General features: G+C 67.8%; 18 protein-coding genes. 5 read left to right on the top strand and 13 right to left on the bottom strand.

All coding sequences use genetic code 11. The features are described from left to right. Positions 1 to 124 precede the first annotated feature (124 nt). A complete protein-coding gene (locus PCK14_RS00990) occupies positions 125 to 697 on the top strand; it encodes a GNAT family N-acetyltransferase (RefSeq protein WP_269936592.1) in 573 nt (190 codons plus the stop codon). Here the strand turns inward: PCK14_RS00990 and PCK14_RS00985 are convergent. From PCK14_RS00985 to PCK14_RS00970, 4 genes are read right to left on the bottom strand one after another with little or no spacing between them, the layout of a single operon-like run. Beyond that, positions 654 to 2336: a dipeptide ABC transporter ATP-binding protein gene (locus tag PCK14_RS00985; protein ID WP_269936591.1), complete on the bottom strand. Its 1683-nt coding sequence runs from the start codon at positions 2334 to 2336 to the stop codon at positions 654 to 656. The genes PCK14_RS00990 and PCK14_RS00985 overlap by 44 nt on opposite strands. After that, complete coding sequence (locus tag PCK14_RS00980; protein WP_269936590.1) at positions 2333 to 3226, bottom strand: ABC transporter permease; 894 nt, start codon at positions 3224 to 3226, stop codon at positions 2333 to 2335. The genes PCK14_RS00985 and PCK14_RS00980 overlap by 4 nt, the downstream gene beginning before the upstream one ends. Next, positions 3223 to 4200 carry an ABC transporter permease gene (locus tag PCK14_RS00975; RefSeq protein ID WP_269936589.1) on the bottom strand — a complete coding sequence of 326 codons (978 nt, stop codon included), beginning with the start codon at positions 4198 to 4200 and terminating at the stop codon, positions 3223 to 3225. The genes PCK14_RS00980 and PCK14_RS00975 overlap by 4 nt, the downstream gene beginning before the upstream one ends. A gap of 23 nt (positions 4201 to 4223) precedes the next feature. Next, positions 4224 to 5888 (bottom strand): ABC transporter substrate-binding protein, encoded by a 1665-nt coding sequence (locus PCK14_RS00970; RefSeq protein ID WP_269936588.1) that lies wholly within the window; start codon positions 5886 to 5888, stop codon positions 4224 to 4226. A 199-nt stretch (positions 5889 to 6087) separates the two neighbouring features. Here PCK14_RS00970 and PCK14_RS00965 point away from each other — a divergent pair, with 199 nt between their 5' ends. Next, positions 6088 to 6486, top strand: coding sequence for a VOC family protein (locus tag PCK14_RS00965; protein WP_269936587.1), 399 nt, complete (start codon positions 6088 to 6090; stop codon positions 6484 to 6486). 31 nt (positions 6487 to 6517) lie between these two features. Here the strand turns inward: PCK14_RS00965 and PCK14_RS00960 are convergent, their stop codons facing one another. Both PCK14_RS00960 and PCK14_RS00955 read right to left on the bottom strand, forming a co-directional pair. Next, positions 6518 to 7405, bottom strand: a complete 888-nt coding sequence (locus tag PCK14_RS00960) for a DUF808 domain-containing protein (protein ID WP_269936586.1) — start codon at positions 7403 to 7405, stop codon at positions 6518 to 6520. 228 nt (positions 7406 to 7633) lie between these two features. Further along, a complete protein-coding gene (locus PCK14_RS00955) occupies positions 7634 to 7993 on the bottom strand; it encodes a DoxX family protein (RefSeq protein ID WP_269936585.1) in 360 nt (119 codons plus the stop codon). Between the two features lie 125 nt (positions 7994 to 8118). Here PCK14_RS00955 and PCK14_RS00950 point away from each other — a divergent pair, with 125 nt between their 5' ends. Further along, complete coding sequence (locus PCK14_RS00950; protein WP_269936584.1) at positions 8119 to 8550, top strand: winged helix-turn-helix transcriptional regulator; 432 nt, start codon at positions 8119 to 8121, stop codon at positions 8548 to 8550. A 15-nt stretch (positions 8551 to 8565) separates the two neighbouring features. On the opposite strand, the gene PCK14_RS00945 is transcribed toward PCK14_RS00950, so the two are convergent. Both PCK14_RS00945 and PCK14_RS00940 read right to left on the bottom strand, forming a co-directional pair. After that, positions 8566 to 9396: an SDR family oxidoreductase gene (locus PCK14_RS00945; protein WP_269936583.1), complete on the bottom strand. Its 831-nt coding sequence runs from the start codon at positions 9394 to 9396 to the stop codon at positions 8566 to 8568. Next, complete coding sequence (locus PCK14_RS00940; RefSeq protein ID WP_269936582.1) at positions 9393 to 10808, bottom strand: flavin-containing monooxygenase; 1416 nt, start codon at positions 10806 to 10808, stop codon at positions 9393 to 9395. Before PCK14_RS00940 ends, PCK14_RS00945 begins: the two co-directional genes overlap by 4 nt. 53 nt (positions 10809 to 10861) lie before the next feature. Between PCK14_RS00940 and PCK14_RS00935 the strand changes: the two genes are divergently transcribed. Both PCK14_RS00935 and PCK14_RS00930 read left to right on the top strand, forming a co-directional pair. Then, positions 10862 to 11521: a TetR/AcrR family transcriptional regulator gene (locus PCK14_RS00935; RefSeq protein ID WP_269936581.1), complete on the top strand. Its 660-nt coding sequence runs from the start codon at positions 10862 to 10864 to the stop codon at positions 11519 to 11521. 98 nt (positions 11522 to 11619) lie between these two features. Then, entirely contained in the window at positions 11620 to 12252 is a 633-nt protein-coding gene (locus PCK14_RS00930; protein WP_269936580.1) for a dihydrofolate reductase family protein, read from the top strand. 22 nt (positions 12253 to 12274) lie between these two features. On the opposite strand, the gene PCK14_RS00925 is transcribed toward PCK14_RS00930, so the two are convergent. The 5 genes from PCK14_RS00925 to PCK14_RS00905 form a co-directional block, all read right to left on the bottom strand. Then, positions 12275 to 13096: a hypothetical protein gene (locus PCK14_RS00925; RefSeq protein ID WP_269936579.1), complete on the bottom strand. Its 822-nt coding sequence runs from the start codon at positions 13094 to 13096 to the stop codon at positions 12275 to 12277. Between the two features lie 52 nt (positions 13097 to 13148). After that, positions 13149 to 13865, bottom strand: a complete 717-nt coding sequence (locus PCK14_RS00920; protein WP_269936578.1) for a class F sortase — start codon at positions 13863 to 13865, stop codon at positions 13149 to 13151. Between the two features lie 14 nt (positions 13866 to 13879). Next, on the bottom strand, positions 13880 to 14659 hold the full coding sequence (locus tag PCK14_RS00915; protein WP_269936577.1) for a hypothetical protein: 780 nt from the start codon (positions 14657 to 14659) through the stop codon (positions 13880 to 13882). A gap of 151 nt (positions 14660 to 14810) precedes the next feature. Beyond that, on the bottom strand, positions 14811 to 15635 hold the full coding sequence (gene mtnN, locus PCK14_RS00910; protein WP_269936576.1) for a 5'-methylthioadenosine/S-adenosylhomocysteine nucleosidase: 825 nt from the start codon (positions 15633 to 15635) through the stop codon (positions 14811 to 14813). A gap of 58 nt (positions 15636 to 15693) precedes the next feature. Further along, entirely contained in the window at positions 15694 to 17445 is a 1752-nt protein-coding gene (locus tag PCK14_RS00905; RefSeq protein ID WP_269936575.1) for an ABC-F family ATP-binding cassette domain-containing protein, read from the bottom strand. Positions 17446 to 17518: the final 73 nt, after the last annotated feature.

The raw sequence follows: 17518 nt of genomic DNA, 5'->3' as shown, positions 1-17518 counted from the left end.
CACCCCAAGGGATGAGCCCGTCAGTGCCTTAACTGCCGGGGGCTGAACTTCGCGTTCGTTGCGCAGCTGCGTGTCACACAGGAATCCCTTGCCTGCAGTGCCCGGTGGGTGGAATGGTTGCGGCATGGCAATTGAGGTTCGCCCTGCAAGGCTGTTCGACGACGTCGCATCCATGGTGGGCCCCAAACGGCCCGATGCAAATGTGTGCTGGTGCCTGAGCTACCGCATCCCGTCCAAGCAAAACCTTGCGCTGCGCGGCCCGGAGCGCGGGGCAGCGGTCAAAGAACTGCTTGGGCAGGAACCGCCGCCGGGGGTGCTGGCCTACGACGGCGACCAGGTGGTGGGCTGGGCAGCCGTGCACCCGCGTGCCAACACCAGTTTTGCCAAGAACCGCAAGATTCCGCACGTCGACAAGCTGGATGTGTGGTCAGTCTGGTGCATCAGGGTGCGGCCCGGCCACCGCGGCCAAGGCATCTCGCACCACCTGCGGGCCGGCGCCGTGACGTTTGCCCGTGACCATGGTGCCCCCGCGATTGAGGGCTATCCGGTGGACAACCTCGGTAAACACGTGGACCTGACCATGGCCTACGTGGGCACCCGTTCATTGTTCGAACGGGGAGGATTCACGGTGGCAGCGGCCACGGACTCGGTTGTCAACGGCTTCCCCCGGGTCCTGATGCGCCTGGACCTGCGCTGACCCGCGCGGCAGCCAGCAGCGCGCGTGTGTAGTGGTGTTGCGGATCCGTGAACACTGTTTCGGTGGCACCCGATTCCACCACCTCACCTGCCCGCATGACCAGAACGTCGTCGCTCATGTGGCGGATGACTGACAAATCATGCGAGATGAACAAATAGCTGAGCCCGAGTCGTTGCTGCAGATCATCAAGAAGGTCCAGAACCTGGGCCTGGATGGATACATCCAGGGCGGAGACCGGCTCATCGCACACCAGCACCCGCGGTTCCGGGGCCAAGGCGCGGGCAATCGCCAGTCGTTGCCGCTGCCCGCCCGAGAGCGTGGCGGGGTTGCGTCCAGCCACCTCCGGATCCAGGCCCACCAGCTGCAGCAGTTGGGCAATTTTGGCTGTGTGGCTGCGTGGATTGCGCGTGGCACCGAAACTGACCGCATCGGCAAGCAGGGAACCAGCGGACAGGCGGGGGTCAAAGGAGGATGCCGGGTCCTGGTAGATGGCGCCGAGTGCCCGCCGCCGGGACCTGCGTGCGGATTCGGGGACCCCGCTCCATGGTTCGCCGAAAAGTTCCACGCTTCCGGCATCTGGTGCCAGCAGGCCCAGGGCCATCCGGGCCGTGGTGGTTTTTCCGGAACCAGACTCGCCCACAATGCCCAGTGTGCGCCCGGGCAGCAGCTTGAAATCGACTTGGCGCACGGCCTGGAACGGGGCGGACCTGGACACGGGGAAGCTCTTGGCAAGTCCCCGGGCCCGGAGCGCAGGCTGCACACCCGCGGCCGGCGCGCCAGCCGGCGGACGGGAAACGGCGGGCAGACCAGGCGGAACCTCCGCGGAAGCGGGCACCGGTGAGAGCCTGGCGAAACGGGGCTTGCCGGCGGGGTCTGCGGCCAGCAGGGCACGCGTGTAGCTGTGCTGCGGGTCGCCCAGGACCTGATCCCGCGGCCCGTGCTCCACGAGCTGCCCGTGCTGCATGACGGCAATGGAATCGGCCACCCGGGCCACCGCGGCTAGGTCGTGGCTGATCAGGAGCATGCCGGAGCCCGAGCGGCGCAGGCCGCCAAGCAGCTCCATGACGGAGGCGGCAATCGTGGCATCCAGTGCCGTGGTGGGCTCGTCGGCAATGATGAGCGCCGGGTCAAGGGCAATGGCGGAGGCAATCAACGCCCGCTGGCGCATGCCGCCGGAGAGTTCCCCCGGGAGCTGTGCGGCGCGGTGCACCGGGTCATCGAGTCCAACGGACTCCAGCAGCTCGATGACGCGGGCCGCCCGTTGTGCCGAGGACCCGGAGGAATGCAGGCGCAGGGAGTCATCAATTTCCTTGCCAACGGTACGCAGCGGGTCCAGGGACGTCAGGGCATCCTGCAGGATCAGTCCCACCTGCTTTCCGCGGATGCCACGCCAGCTGCGCTGCGAGAGTCGGCGGGCATCCCGGCCGGCCAGTTCCAGCGCACCCGCCTGCACCTGGGAGCCGCGCCCGGCCAGCCCGATCAGGGACCTGGCCGTCACCGACTTTCCAGAGCCCGATTCACCCACGAGCGCCAGGCATTCGCCGGGGTTGATGGTGAAGGATACGCCCCGAACGACGCTGTCTGCGCCGAAGGAAACGTTCAGATCAGAGACCCGCAGCACGGGCACGGGGGCATTCATCGGGTTCCCCTGAACTTCAGTGACCGGGACAGGACGGTGGCGGCTGCGGCAACCAGCACAATGGTCAGTCCGGGGAAGAACGTCATCCACCAGGCCAGCGACAGGTAAGTTCGGCCGGCCGACAGCATGGTGCCCCATTCCGGTGCTGGCGGGGGAGCCCCCAGGCCCAGGAAACTCAGCGAGGCGGCCCAGAGAATCGCCTGCCCCAGTCCCAGAGTGGCCAGCACGGCGATGGGAGCCAGTGCGTTGGGCAGGATGTGGATTGCCAGGATGTGGGAACGGCTGCGTCCCAGCACGGTGGCTGCCTCCACCATGGGGGAGTTGCGCAGTGCGATGATCTGGCCGCGGATGATCCGGGCATAGCCGGGTGCGCTCGTCAGGCCCACGGCAATGACAGTGGTTCCCACGCCGGGACCGGCCAGGGCAATGAACACCAGGGCGAGCAGCAGCCCGGGCAGGGCAAACAGCACCTCCAGGATGCGACCAACGCCCGAGTCCAGCCGCTTGCCGCCAAAACCGGCCATGGTGCCCAGCACCAGGGCCAGGGCCAGCCCGACGGCGGTGGCCGCCGCCCCGATCAGCAGGGACGGCCGTGCGCCGTGGATGATGCGCGAGTAGATGTCGCGCCCCGATTCGTCAGTGCCCAGGAAATGGCCGGGTCCTGGAGGCGAGAATGCGGCCGCGGGATTGATGGCCAGCGGGTCGAGCGGTGCCAGCAGGCCAGGTGCCGCTGCTGCCAGCACAAAGAACAGCAGGACCGCGCCGGCGGCCAGCCAGGGGATGTGCGAAGCAAGCCGACGCACCCCGCCGGCCCTGCGCCGTCGAACGTTGCCTGGGTGGGGTGCCAGGAGGGGATCACCTGCAGGCAGGGCGGGACCGGTCATGGTCATGGCGTGCCAATCCGTGGGTCAGCGACGCGTTCGGCAAGGTCGGACAGTGCCATGACCACGACGTAGGCGGCCGCGGAGAAAAGCGCGACGCCGGTGACCAGCGGGATGTCCCGGGCCGTGACGGCCTGCAGCAGTGAGCGTCCCAGGCCGGGACGGGCAAAGATGGTCTCCACCACCACCGCGCCGGACAACAGTGAGCCCAGGGCCCAGCCGGACAGGGCAATTCCGGGCAATGCCGCATGCCGCAGGGAATGGCGCAGCAGCACGCCCGTCTCCGATTCGCCACGGGCCCGGGCCGAGAGGGCGTAGGGGGAGCGCTGGGCCCCCTCCATGGAGTCGCGCATGACCTGGCCCAGAAATCCTGCCAGGGGCAGGGCCAGCGTGGCCACGGGCAGGACCAGGCCGGCCGGTGCATTGGTGCTCACGGGCGGAAACCAGCCAAGCGAGGTGGAAAAAACCATGATGAGCACACTGGCAAGCCAAAAATGCGGGACCGCCGCCGAGACAATCTCGAGCCCGGAACCGATCGCCGAGCCCCAGGGGCCGCTGCGCGTGGACAACACCGCAAGAGCCAGCGCCATGGCCCAGGCCAGGAGTAGGGCCAGCCCTGCAAGGAGAAGGGTGGGCGGAATGAGCTCGCCCAGCACCTCGGCAACGGGGCTCTTGAGCGAATAGGACGTGCCCAGGTCCCCGGTGGCCAGCCGCCACAGCTGGCCGAAATACTGGACAAACAATGGCTGGTCCAGCCCATATTCTGCACGTGCTGCAGCGAGGGCCTCGGCCGAGGCCTGGGATCCCGGACCGCCCATGATGGCCTCGGCGGGATCCCCCGGGATCATCCGGATGCCGAAGAAGATGGCCGTGGCCACCGCCCACAGGACAAAGATGCCCCCGCCGAGCCTGCCCAGCAGCCACTTGAGGGAACGCCCCGGGCCTGCGCGGCGCCTGGGTGGGGTGGCTGTGGGAGTGCTCATGGCGGGGGCGGGCTCTCCGTGGCTTACTTGGCCAGCCAGGTGTCAAAGAAGGTCGGGCTCGCCACGGCCGTGGTTGCCCCGACGTTCTTCAGCTTCTCCGAGTACAGGAAATGGTTCTGCTGGTTGTACAGGGGCAGCAGGTAGTAGCCCTCGAGGACCTTCTTCTGTGCCTGGGTGTAGAGGTCCTTGCGCTCGGCCTCATCCTTGGTGGAACCGGCCTTGTTCAGCAGGGCATCCAGGCTGGGGTCCTTGACCTGGGACAGGTTGGCGAAGTAGCCCGAGGGTGCCGGAATGGTCGAGTCCGAGTGGAACAGGATGGAAAGCACGCCGGGGCCAACCTTGGTGTACGGGGCGGAGACCAGGTTGTAGTTGTTGGCAAACAGCTCGCCGTACCAGCTGGAGAGGTCAAGCAGCTTGATCTTGATCTCGATGCCGGAGTCCTTGGCAGTTGCCTGCATCTGCTCGAACAGGGACTGCTCGGCGGGGATGGACTGGCTGGTGCTCACCGGGAAGGTGAGGGAGAGGCGGGTGCCGTCCTTGACGCGGTAGCCCTGGGCATCGCGCTGGCTCCAGCCGGCGTCATCCAGCAGCTTCCCGGCCTTGGCGGGATCGTTGCTGAACAGGGATTCTTCGCTGTAGGCCAGCGGCTCCACGCTGGACAGCGGGGAGTAGGATCGCTTTGCGGTGCCGAAGAAGAGGGAGTCAATCCCGGCGTTGACGTTGACCGAGTGGATGAATGCCTCCCGGACATTGGCATCGTTGAACGGTGCCTTGGAGGAGTTCAGCTCGATCCGGTTCGAGGCGCCCGGGCGCGGGGCGTCCAGGTGCTTGATGGCCGGGTTCTTGGCGGAGGTGGCGATGGCGTCCGGCTGGGCGTTGTCGATCATCTGCACCTCGCCGGACTGCAGGGCTGCATAGCGGGTTGCAGCTTCCGGGATGAAGCGCCAGGTGATGGCATCCAGGTGGGCGGTCCTGGCATGTCCGGCCTGCTCAACAGGAAGGACGTAGGCGTCGTTGCGGACCAGGTTGACGGCTTCCTGCTTCTTCCAGGAGGCAACCTTGAACGGGCCGGTGCCGACGGGGGATTCGCAGTTCTCGGCCTGGCTGCGCTTGAGCGCAGTGGGGGATTCAATGGCCACCCAGGGCATGGAGAAGGATTCAAGCAGCGAGTTGTCCGGGGACTTGAGCTTCAGCTCCAGGGTCCGGGCATCGACGGCCTTCATGGAGTCGATCTTGCCCAGTGCCAGGTAGCCGGTGGAGGAGGCCGTGGCAGGGTCCAGCAGGTGCTCAAAGTTGGCCTTGACGGCGGCGGCGTCCAACGCGGTTCCGTCGGTGAACTTGATGCCGTCGCGGATCTTGACCGTGCGGGTCAGGCCGTCGTCGGAAACCGTTGAGTCCTCTGCCAGCCAGGGGATCAATTTGCCGACGGAGTCCTTGGTGTAGAGGGTTTCAAGGTACTGCGAGGCGACCAGGGCTTGGGGGTAGTTGCCGCCCACATGAGGGTCCAGGCAGCTCGGCTCGGCGTCGCCCGAAGCGTAGACAAGGGTGCCGCCGGTGACAGGCGTGCCGGCGGCGCCGCCGTCGTCCGGGGTTGTGGTGCCGGGCGTGCAGCCGGCAAGAACCATTGCGGCAGCCAGGGCGGCAGCGGCCGGAATCAACTTGGTGGCCAGGGGGCGTGCGTGGGTCATGGGCTTCTTCCTGCGAACCTGCGAAGTGGGGCGGTGCGTTGGTGCCGCCGGTCCGTCCCGCCCGGCCCATGGCCGAGCGGCGCGCTCCGGCGGGCATCGCCATCAACTTTAGCCCTTGGCGGCGGCCACGCCCACGGGCATGTGGGGCAGATCATAGCGGCGCGGGGTCGCGGGCGAGCCATGTGGGTACGCTGGGGGCATGGATGCTCCACGGATCTACATCAGTTTCCCCGGCACCGCGCGCACTGCCCTGGAATTCTACGCAGGGATATTTGGCGGGACGCTGCGTTTGTTCACCTACCAGGACTTTGGCCGCACGGACGGTCCGCCGGGCGCCGTGGCGCACGGAGAGCTGGACGGCGTTGTTGCCCTGGCCGGCTCGGATGCGGCCGACGGAGCGCCAAGTGTCCGCTTTGAAGGGCTCATGCTGTCACTGTTGGGAACGGCTGAACCGGCTGTCCTCCATGAGTGGTTCAATCAGCTCAGTGCGGGAGGCAGGGTAGTTGACGTCCTGGCTCCCAAGCCGTGGGGCGCCTCTGACGGGCAGGTGGTCGACAGGCATGGCCTTCACTGGCTCATTGGCTACGAACCGCAGTAGTGGTGCCCGCCCCTGCTTCTAACGTGCCAGGCTACTTGGCTGCGGATGCCTTGCGGGGCAGGGCCTTCTTGGCCAGCAGCACCGCGCCAACGGCGGCCAGCCCCACGACGAGTCCGGCCACAGCGGACACTGCGGTGTCGCCCAGCCAGGTCACCACGGCGCCGAGCGGCTCGAGGGCATGCTCCACCGCGTGCAGCATGTCCACCGGGGCATGCCAACCAACTTCGCCCAGGTTGACCACGATGAGGTGCCCACCGACCCAGAGCATGGCAACCGTGCCGATGACGCTGATGACCCGGAACACCGCCGGCATGGAACGCACAATCGCGGTGCCAAGGCGCTTGGTGCCGCTGCTGGAGCTGCCCTCCATCTTCATGCCGACGTCGTCCAGCTTCACCAGCAGAGCCACGGCGCCGTAGACCAGGACGGTCATGAGCAGGGCAACCACCACGAGTGTGGCCAGCCGCATCCAGAACCCCATGTTGGGATCGAGGTTGGAGAGGGAAATGAGCATGATCTCGGTGGACAGGATCAAGTCCGTGCGGACGGCGCCGGCCACGAGTGACTTTTCATCGCGGGCGCCCTCCTCCTTGTGCCCCTCGTGGTGGCCAAACCACTCAGTGACTTTTTCGGCACCCTCAAAGGCCAGGTACACGCCGCCGCCAATCAGCAGGAAGGGCAGGGCCCAGGGCGCGAAGGCCGTCAGGATCAGGGCGACGGGAATGATGAAGACGAACTTGTTGATCAGGCTCCCGCGGGCGATCTTTGCCACCACGGGCAGCTCGCGCGCGGGCGTCAGCCCCTGGACGTATTGCGGCGTCACGGCGGCATCGTCGATGACAACCCCGGCCGACTTTGCCGATGCCTTCAGTGCGGCAGCCAAGACGTCATCGACGATGGCAAGCAGGCCTACGGACATGGTGCTCTCCTTGTAAGGTGCGGTCGAGGGGATTGCCCCGCCGGAATCAATCCGGCAAGGAATATCCTAGACGCAGCCGGCAATCCGTCGGCCACCGGCATGCCGGGGCAGGCCGCAGTTGTGCATCCGGGCCGCCGGCGCGCACGTCCCCGCTTTGCGCGCATGTCCCTGCATGCGCGCAAAGCGGGGACGTGCGCGGAGCCCGTTGGGAAAGTGAGGCCTGGCGGTTTAGCCCAGTGCCAGCCAGCCGATGCCGACCACCAGTGCGACGGCGCCAAGGACCACGCTGGGGGTGGTGGGTTCCTTGCGGCGCACGTGGAGTGCGGTGGCGACCACCATGGTGAGCAGGAGCGCGAAGGCGGCGACCGGGGTCAGCCAGGGGGCAATGCCTGTCGCGGCCGGCAGGATCATGCCAATGGCGCCAAGGGCCTCGAGCGCACCAATGGTCTTCAATTGCCCGGGGGTCACCGTTTCCACCCACGCCATCTTGGTGCGCACATCGGCGTAGGGCGTGACCACCTTCATGGTCCCCGCCATGGCGAAGAGGGCTGCAAAGATTCCGGTGACAATCCAAAGGGCAATAGACATAAGTTCTCCAAAGTTAGTAGGTTACCGATAGTGCATAACGCACCGGCTGCTACAGTATTCCCATCAAAAGGACGCACTTTTTGGTTCGTCACGCACCTGCAGGTGCGTATTGGAAAGGAGCAGCCATGACAGCAGATCCCAGCCACGCGCCGCAGCCGGGGCTCTTGCCCCTGCATGGCGACACCGACGGGGCCGCGATGTGCAGCACCGACAACCCCGCCAGCCGGGTGATCCGCGAGGTGCTTGCGCGGGTGGGCGACAAATGGAGCCTCCTGGTCATCGGACTGCTCCACGACGGGCCCCGGCGGTTCACGGAAATCCAGCGCAGCGTGGATGGAATTTCACACCGCATGCTCACCCAGACGCTTCGCAGCCTTGAACGTGACGGCCTTGTCTCGCGCGAGAGCTATGCGGAGATCCCGCCCCGGGTGGAATACGCGGTGACCCCCCTGGGCCGCTCACTGTCCGAGCCGGTCATCACGCTGGTGGGCTGGGCCGGGGACAACCACCAGGCAATCCTTGCGGCGCGCACCGAGTATGACGGCCCGGCGGCGTAGCTTTCCACGAGCGGCCTAGCTTCGGGTCCCGAACTGGGCCTCGTAGACTTCCCGGGCGCGGAGGTCGGCCTGGCTGACCTGGTTGGGCACCAGCGTGCGCATGATGAACTCGCGCAACGGGCGCGGCAGGACATTGATCAGCCGCGCCAGTGGTCCCATGTAGCCCGGAATGGTGACCTCGAAGCGCGGCTTTGCAATGGTCCGCAGCACAGCCTGGGCAATGTCGGAGGGTTGCAGCAGCTTGGCCGCTCCTGTGCCGGTTCCGGCTGCCAGCTCGGTGTCCACCACGGCCGGCATGATCACGGAAACCTGGACGGGGGACAGCCGCAGTTCTTCGCGCACGGCCTTGAGGTAGCCCAGCACGCCGTGCTTGCTGGCCGAGTAGCTTGCCTCGCCGGGGGTGGTGAGGATCGACGACGCCGAGGCGATGGTGATGATGTGGCCGGAGCCGCGTGCCACCATGGCGGGGGCTGCGAGCTTCACGCCGCGCATGACGCCCATGAGGTTGACCGCGAGCTGCCGTTCGGCGGCTGCATCGGGCTCGGCGTCAAAGGGCCCAACCCACATGACACCGGCGTTGTTGACCAGGATGTCCACGGCGCCCCACTCCGCCTCAACTGCCGCCAGGTATGCGGCAAACGAGGCGGCAGAGGTGACGTCAAGGTCGACGCCGAGCACGGCCCCCTCCAGTTCCCGGGCCGCGCGCCGCGCCGCTTCCCCGTCACGGTCCCCGATGGCCACCTTGGCCCCCAACGAGGCCAGGAGACGTGCCGTCTCACGGCCAATCCCGTTGGCGCCGCCGGTCACGGCCACCACCTTTCCCTCGAGTCGAGGCGTGGCCTTCATGCCCGGATCCGCCCGTCCGCCGCCCGGGGGACCGCACGGGTGCTGACGCCCGCGCGCTGGCGGCCCCGCCGTCGTTCCCGGTCCAGGTCCCACAGGTAGTGGTCAAAGTCCACCTCCATGGTGTGCCTGGGCGAGGCGTAGAACTGCTTCTTGTTGCGTTCATGGTCGCGCAGCATCTGGCGCCGGATGCCGTCCGCGGGCGGGGGAGCGTACGTTCCGGCAAGCATCTCGGCCACCCAGGCGGACTGGGCCTCGGCCACGGGCATCACGGCACCGACGGGCTGGGCCAGGCCAATGAAAAACAGGCCGGGGAGATCCGGATGCACCGTGCGTTTCCACAAGGGCAGGTCGTTGTCCGCAGCCGAGACCAGCGACGGGTCCAGGAACGGGAATGTGACCCTGTAGCCGGTGGCCCATACAAGCAGGTCCGCCGCGGCGCGGGTACCGTCCTTGAACACCACCTCGCGGCCCTCAAAGCGCTCAATTCCCGGCCGGACTGACACGCGGCCGGCGGCGATGCGGGCGCGGATGGCATCGGACTGCACCGGATGCGACTGCCCCGGCTTGTGGGACGGCACGGGAAGCCCGTGCTTGCGCAGGCGGCCGGAGGTGATGGCGCCGATGCGCAGACGCACCCCGGTGACCCACCAGGGCATCCATCCCGGCAGGGCAACCTGGTCGCTGGGCTTGCCCAGGAGGGACTTGCGCAGCACCCATTGTCCGCGGCGGATCGAGAGCGCCACGCTTTTCGCGCGAAAGGAACCCTCCACGGCGATGTCCATGGCCGAGTTGCCGGCGCCGACCACCACCACCTCGCGCCCCTCGAGCTGGTCCCCTGAACGGTAGTTGTGGGCGTGGATCTGCTCGCCGTCGAAGGTGCCCGGGTAGGCGGGTTCGGGCCATTTCGGGTCCCAGTGGTGGCCGTTGGCCACCAGCACGGCATCGTAGGTGGCGGCATGCTCGCCGTCGGGGCCGCTGGTGCGCACAAGCCAGCCGCCCTGTGGATTCCGGCTGACGTCCTGGACCGTGGTGTTGAAGGTGATGGCGTCCCTGAAGCCAAAGTGGTCCACATACTTTTCGAAGTAGGCGTGGACCAGTTCGTGCCGGGGGTACGGCGGGTAGTCCGCCGGCATGGGGAAGTCAGAGTACGCCATGCGGGGCCCCGAGGTGTTGATCTCCAGTGTTTCGTAGCAGGCAGACTGGCCGTTCGGGTTGTCCAGGAGCCAGTTTCCACCTATGGCACTGCCCTTCTCGAAGCAGTCAAAGGGGATGCCTGCCATGTACAGTGCCTTGGCGGCCGCTATGCCGGAGGAGCCGGCGCCTATGATGGCCGCACGGGGGAGTTCACGGTTGGCAGGGATGGGGCCGGCCACCGCAGCGGCGAGGTGTTCGGGCTTCACGAGGTATGGCATGTGAGCAGTATTACACTGGAAATGGACGTTTTCAATGGAAGGGGCCGAGGCAAATGACGGCTGGCGCGCAGGCGGAATCGCAGCTGTGGCACGGCACGGAGCGGGATGTGCGCGACACGGAACGGCGGCGGAGGCTGTTGGACGCGGCCCTGGAGCTCTACGGGACTGTGGGCTACGGCGCCACCACAGTTGGGGCCGTTTGCAGGCTCGCCAAGGTCTCCACCCGTTCTTTCTACGAGCTGTACTCCGAGCACCAGGAGCTGCTGGCCCACCTGTACCTGGACCTGAACCAGGAGGTCCTGGGGGCAATTACGGGCGGGACCGGCGCGCCTGCGGGCGATGTCCTGGCCGCGACGAGGATGCTCGTTGCCGCTGCCCTGGGCCCAATGCTGGCCGATGAACGCAAGGCCCGGGTCATGCAGGTCGAGGTTGTGGGAGTCTCGGTGGAGTTGGAACGCCAGCGCAGGCACACCAACCGCCAGCTTGCAGGCGCCGTCGATGATGCCTTCGAGGGCTTCGCCGCGGCAGGCCTCATCGATGAGGCACCTGGCGGGCTCGCGGGGATCATCCTGATCGGCGGCATCACCGAGGCCCTGGTGCAGCGCGTGCAGACCGATCCGGGCCTTCGGGGACCCACGCCGGAATTCATTGACAGCATTGCCAAGGTCATCGTGACAATGACGGGGCGGCAGGCGGGCCTTCCGGGCAGCTGAATTGGCCCCAAACCATTGCCCCGCACTTGGCGGTGTGGCAGCGTTGTGGGTGATCCCGGCGCCGGGCCGGCGGCGGGCCACCGGGACGGAGCACGCGCATGGGACTCATCCACATTGACTTGTTCACCACCCTCGACGGCGTGGCGCAGGCCCCCGGCGGGCCCGAGGAAGACCCCGAGGGCGGTTTCGCCTTTGGCGGGTGGCAGGCGCCGCTCATGGACCAGGAGGTGGGTGACGACCTCGACGCGGGCATGGAGGGGATGGACGCCCTGCTGCTGGGCCGGCGCACCTACGACATCTTCGCGTCCTATTGGCCCAAGCAGCAGGAAGGGCCCGACGGAAGCGTCGCCGAATTGTTCAACCGCATCCCGAAGTACGTGGCCTCCCGCGGCAGGCTGGCCCCGGCGTGGGCCAACTCCACGCAACTGGGGGAGGACACCGCCGCGGCCATTGCCGAGCTGCGCGAACGCCACGAGCACACCCACGTCATAGGCAGCATGGACTTTGTCCAGACGCTGTTCGCCGGGCAGCTGTTTGACCGGCTCACGCTCTGGGTCTACCCCATTTTGCTGGGCCGCGGCAAGAAGGTGTTTGCCGACGGGGTGGTGCCCACCAACCTCAGGCTCATCGGGCCGGCCGTGTCATCGGGCAAGGGCGCCATCCTGGCGCACTACGCCCGCGAGGACGGCGTGCCGGGGGTTGGCGACATGTCCGGAGGCGGCGCTGAGTAGCATTCCTGGCCTCCGTTGCCGCTCAACTGTGGTGTTCGGTCCAGCACCCAAGGATCGTGGTGGCCAGTTCGTAGGCAAACTTGCTTCCTGTGACCTGGTGCGGGCCCACTGGTTTTGCAAACGCTGACGCATCCACGTGGAGAACCATGGAGTCCTTGGCAAAGATCACGTGGCCGTCGCCGGACTGGTATCCGGGCAGGCCCAGATTTGCCAGCCCGGCAATGGGTGTGGCCAGCTCCTTTTCGGCAAGTTCCCCGGCCAGTTTCCCGGCGGCGGCATTGCTGGCGGTCTCCGTCACCGACATCACGAAATCGCCGCCGTCAAGGGGATAGGTGCAACTGTAGGTGCTGCCATCCCAACGGCTGGCCGTGGCCGGGAGGGCGGGCAAGGCAAGGATCTCCTGGACAGTCTGCCTGGCCTCCTCTGCACAGACCATCGTGGCGGCCGCCGAGGGGGCTGCAGCCGTGACCGTCACAACACCGGTGAGGCCGCCAGGTTCGCCATGGAAAGGATAGCTGCCCGGTTTCCCCGGGGCGGCAAAGGCGGCTGTGCCCCCGGCCGGCACGCTGACGCTAAAGCTGGTGGCGTCGTCGGAAATGATCCTCTGCGGCGTGGCATCCATGTTCATCACTGTCACCATGGACCCGGAAACAACGGGCTGGGGGCTGCTGGCCTTGCCGTCCTGTATGTGGATCATCAGTTCCATGGGGCCGGCAGCCTGAGATGCACTGGGCGTGGGCGTGGGCGTGGGCGTGGGCGTGCCGGAAGCCGGCGCCGCGCATCCTGCAAGGGCAATGGCGGCCGCGACTGCCAATGCCCCGGCGAGGCTGATATTGCTTTTCATGGTTGCTCCAATCCAGGATGCGCGGTGGCCCGGTGCCACCTGTCCGGCTCCGCTAGCCGGCGTGGCTGGACAGCAGGTGTCCGTACACCACGGTGTTTTCGGTGAATTCGCCAGTGCTCGGTTCGTATCCGCCGCAGGTGATGAGCCGGATCTCGGCGCGTTGGGTGTTTCCGTATACGGCCAGCGTGGGGAATTGGTCCTTCTTGAAGACTTCGCTGCGGTCGACCGCGAACACTGCCACGGTTCCGTCTGCCCGGGCCACGGAGAACTGCTCGCCGGGCCTGAGCTCGTGGAGCCGGAAGAACACACCGTCGGGGGTGGTGGTGGTGTTGACGTGCCCCAGGATGACTGACGGGCCAAGTTCGCCGGGTGTCGGTGAGTACTTGTACCAGCCGGCCGGGGAGCCAGCCTCGCCCGGCGGAACTTCGGCCTCGCCCTGGGCATCCCGGCCCAATGACATTAGATCCGTGGTGAGCCCGATGTCCGGAATGGCCAGTGAAATGGGGGCGGATTTGGCCAGGATGGGACCCTCAACCGGTTGTGGGGCGGGCTGGGAAGTTGCCACGCCAATGGCCGACGACGGCCCCTGGGTGGGTGCGGAAGAAGACTCGGGTGCGGCGGCCGCCGGCTGCGCTGCCGCCGTCGAGCCTGTGGAAATGGGGGCGGATTCACTCCCGCATCCGGCAACACCAAAGGTGAGGGACACCAGGAGCACCGCCGCCGCCACGGAGGCCATGTGGCTTCCGCGGCGGCTGGTGGTGTTCGTCATGGGAACGGCCGCCGCTACTTTGCCGCGGCGAACTTCTGGCGGCGCAAGGTCAACGCCGCGCCACCTGCCAGCAGCAACGCCCCTCCTGCGGCAAACCAGGCTGCCTCCGGGGAAGCCGAGGCGTTTGCGGAGGCAAGCTGGGTGGTCACGCCGGTCCCGGGTGCGCCGCCGGGCATGGCAGCCATCTGGGAAGCCACCAGCGTCCCGCACAGTGCGGGGGAGGTGGCGGCCAGCGGCAGGCTCGGCACCAGGTCGCTCTTGGCTGCCTGGCCAGCGGCCGACAACGTTGCCGGATCCAGGCCGTGCACCACAACCACGGCCTTGCCGGCCTTCAGCGAGGCAATGGTCGCAGCGTTCATGGTGAACGTGCGCTCGTAGTTGAAGCTGGCACCCATGCCCCCAACGGCCAGATCCAATCCGGCCTTGTCACTGGTGTCACCGCTGGTGGAAAGGGTGGTGCCGATCTTTCCGTAGGACGGGCCGCCCTCGGTGGTACTGATGACGCCATCACCATTGGCGTCGGCGGCGGGTGTCGGGCAGACGCCGGCGGCATCAATGTGGATGTGCTGCACGTGCGGGTACGGCTTTCCGTCGAAAGTTGCGGCCAGGCCGCTGACGTTCTCGGTGACGGTGGCCTGGTCGCCCGTCAAGTTGATCCAGACCGTGCCAGCGGCGTTGCTGCCGTTGATGGCGCCCAGGTTGGCTTCAAAGGTGGTGGTGTCCCCGTCTGCGGCCAGGGCCGTGCCGGTGGACATGGACAGTGCGGCCAGGGCAAGCAGTGGTGCGAAGAGCAAAGCAGATTTCTTTTTCACTGGAATTCTCCTCCTACATTGCGGGCGGCCCGTCATTGGGCTCGTCCACAGTGTGGTTCGGAGCACAGTGGGATCTGGATTGGATTTCCAGGGGTCCCTTTTGCCCAGCCCCTGCAGGGGCGGCCGTCCCGGATCAGGAAGCCGGGCCGGAGGCTTCCGTGAGCCAGGCATCCACCACGGCAACGGCGATCTCTGCCGATCGCTCCGCGGCGTCGTCAACGTGCTGGATGAACTCGTCCGAGGCCGGACCGCACATATCCGAGATCCCGCGGATGGCCAGGAACGGTGCCCCGTGGGCGTGGCAGACCTGGGCGATGGCCGAGGACTCCATGTCGGTGGCCAGCACTCCCGGGAACTGTTCCTTGATAACGTCGGCGCGGTCCGGGCCCACAAAGGCGTAGCTGGACACCGTCAGGCCGTGGTGCACGGTCTCCGCCCGGCGCTGCGCCGGCAGGCCGCGGGCTGCGGCGTCGGCAAGGTGTTGCGGCACTGGATACGAGGCCGGCATGCCGGGCACCTGGCCCAGCTCGTAGCCTAGGGCGCGTGCGTCGGCGTCGGCGTTGAGCGTGTCCATCGACACCACCACGTCCCCGACCCGCACGGAATCGCCCAAGCCGCCGGCACTGCCTGCGCTAACCACCAGTGGCAGCGGGGCGCCGGGGGAGCCGGTGCCTGCCAGCAGGAGCGCCGAGGTGGTGGCCGCCGCGGCATTGACCAGGCCGATCCCGCCGCGCACAAACAGCACCGTCCGCCCGTCCAGGGTGCCCGTGCGGTGGACGGCGTTCCCGTGCTTCGCGGCGGCGTCCACGCCGGTGGCGCGTTCCAGGAACGGCGCGATTTCCGAGTCCATGGCTGCAATGATGATGACCTCAACCGGCCCGGTGTGTGAAGTGGTGATGGGATTGCCTCGCGCGTCGGTGGTGGTCCGGGCCTGTGGGTGGCCGGTCCCTTGCCCCATCAATGCTAGCTGGCACGGCGGGACGTGTTCGACGGCGGCAGCCACCCGGTTGCCTCGCTCACCCCTGCGTGACGACGCCGCCGGGGCCGAGCTGCAGCTGCCGTGCATGTCCGCTGGCCATGCGCCCGCGCCACCGGCGGTCGTGGGTGACAGTGACCACCGCCCCCGGGTAACCCTCAAGTGCATCTTCGAGTTGCTCCGCCAATTCCGGGGAGAGGTGGTTGGTGGGTTCATCGAGCAGCAGCAGGTCACTCGGGGCGGTGAGTGCCACGGCCAGTTCCAGGCGCCGCAGCTGCCCCACGGACAATTCATTCAAGGGCAGCGACAGTGCCGAGGGTGGGAACAGGCCCAGGCCCAGCAGCATCGCGGCTGCCTCCTCCGGATCGGTGCCGGTGGCCGCCGCAAAAGCAGGCAGCAGCCGACGCCCCGAGGGATCCGACAGGTCCTGGCGCAGCCAGGCCACGCGCAGGCCGGGGCGGACGGCGAGGGTTCCCCCGACGGGCGGAAGCTCGCCGGCGAGAACGCGCAGCAGCGTTGTCTTGCCGGAGCCGTTGGGGCCGGAGACCAGCCAGCGGTCCCCGGCGCGCAGCTCCAGCTGCTCCAGCAACAGCCGCGGGCCCGTACCGGCGGCCCCCAAGCGCACGCCAGACGCCGTGAGCAGCTGCTGGGGCACGCCGTCGTCGGTGGAATTAGGGGCGCCCGCCCCCGCCCGGGGTGGTGCGGTAAATGGCGGGGCGAAGCGCAGCGGTTCGGGTGGCTTGGGCGCGGGACTCTCCAGAAGCCGGGACAGCCGCTCCTTGGCCGTGCGGATCCGGGACATGGCCCCATGGTCGCGGCTGCGCTGCCGGAACGCGCCGTGGCCAAACGCGGCCATCTCCATCTTGCGCGGGATGGCGGAGAGCCGGAACGCATTGGCCTCCAGCATGGCCTCGGTGCGGGCAATGTCCCGGCGCCAGGCCTCACGGGCGTTGGCCAGGCTGCGCCGCTCCGCTGCCCGGCCGGCCAGGTAGCCGGAATAGCCGTTGCCGTAGCGGCGCACGGCACCGTCCTCCAGGGCCAGGATGTCCTCGGCAAAGCGGTCCAGAAACGCACGGTCGTGGCTGACCACCACAAGCGCGCCGCGGTGGCTGCCGAGGCGGTCCTCAAGCCAGCCCAGGCCCGCCTCGTCGAGGTCGTTGGTGGGTTCATCCAGCAGGAGCAGCTCGGCCTCCGCGGAGACTGCCGCGGCGAGTGCCAGCCGGGCCCGTTCCCCGCCGGAGAGTCCGTCAACTGCCGTGTCCCGGTCCAGCCCGCCCAGGCCCAGCTGCTCCAGCGCGATGTTAAGCCGGATGTCCAGGGTGTAGCCGCCGCGGGAACCATACTCTGCCTCCAGGTCCCCGAGCTGGGCCGCGAGAGCGGCCTGTTCCGCCGGGCTGCCCTGGCCCATCCGGGCGGCAACTGCCGTCATGCGCGCCTCGATGCCGCGGATCCCTGCCAGCAGGGAACCAAGGGCCTGTTCCACCGTGCTGCCGGGCGCAAAGGCGGGACGCTGCTGCGCCCAGGCCAGGCCGCCGGGCAGTTCCACCGCGCGCTCCCCGGCGGCCAGCGGCACGGTTCCGGCGAGCATGCCCAGAATGGTCGACTTGCCGGCGCCGTTGTCGCCAATGACGGCCAGGCGGTCGCGGGGGCCAACGTTCAGTTCAAGGTCGCGCAGCACCAGGCGGTCGGCGTAGCGGACGGCGCCGCCGCGGATGGTGGCACTTCGGTGCGCGCGGCGCAGGCCGGGTCCCATGCTGGAGGATGGGGCCGGTGGGAAGGGGGAGTGGTTCACTGGGGACTTCTTTCCCCGCAACGGGGCCGGGCCTGCCGTCGCGGCATGCGCGCACCGTGGTGGCGCAGGGGAG

This window comes from Arthrobacter sp. HY1533, assembly GCF_027568515.1.
Lineage (GTDB): Bacteria > Actinomycetota > Actinomycetes > Actinomycetales > Micrococcaceae > Specibacter.
The sequence above is the reverse complement of the archived record's forward strand: the minus strand, read 5'-3'. Positions and strand labels throughout refer to the sequence as shown.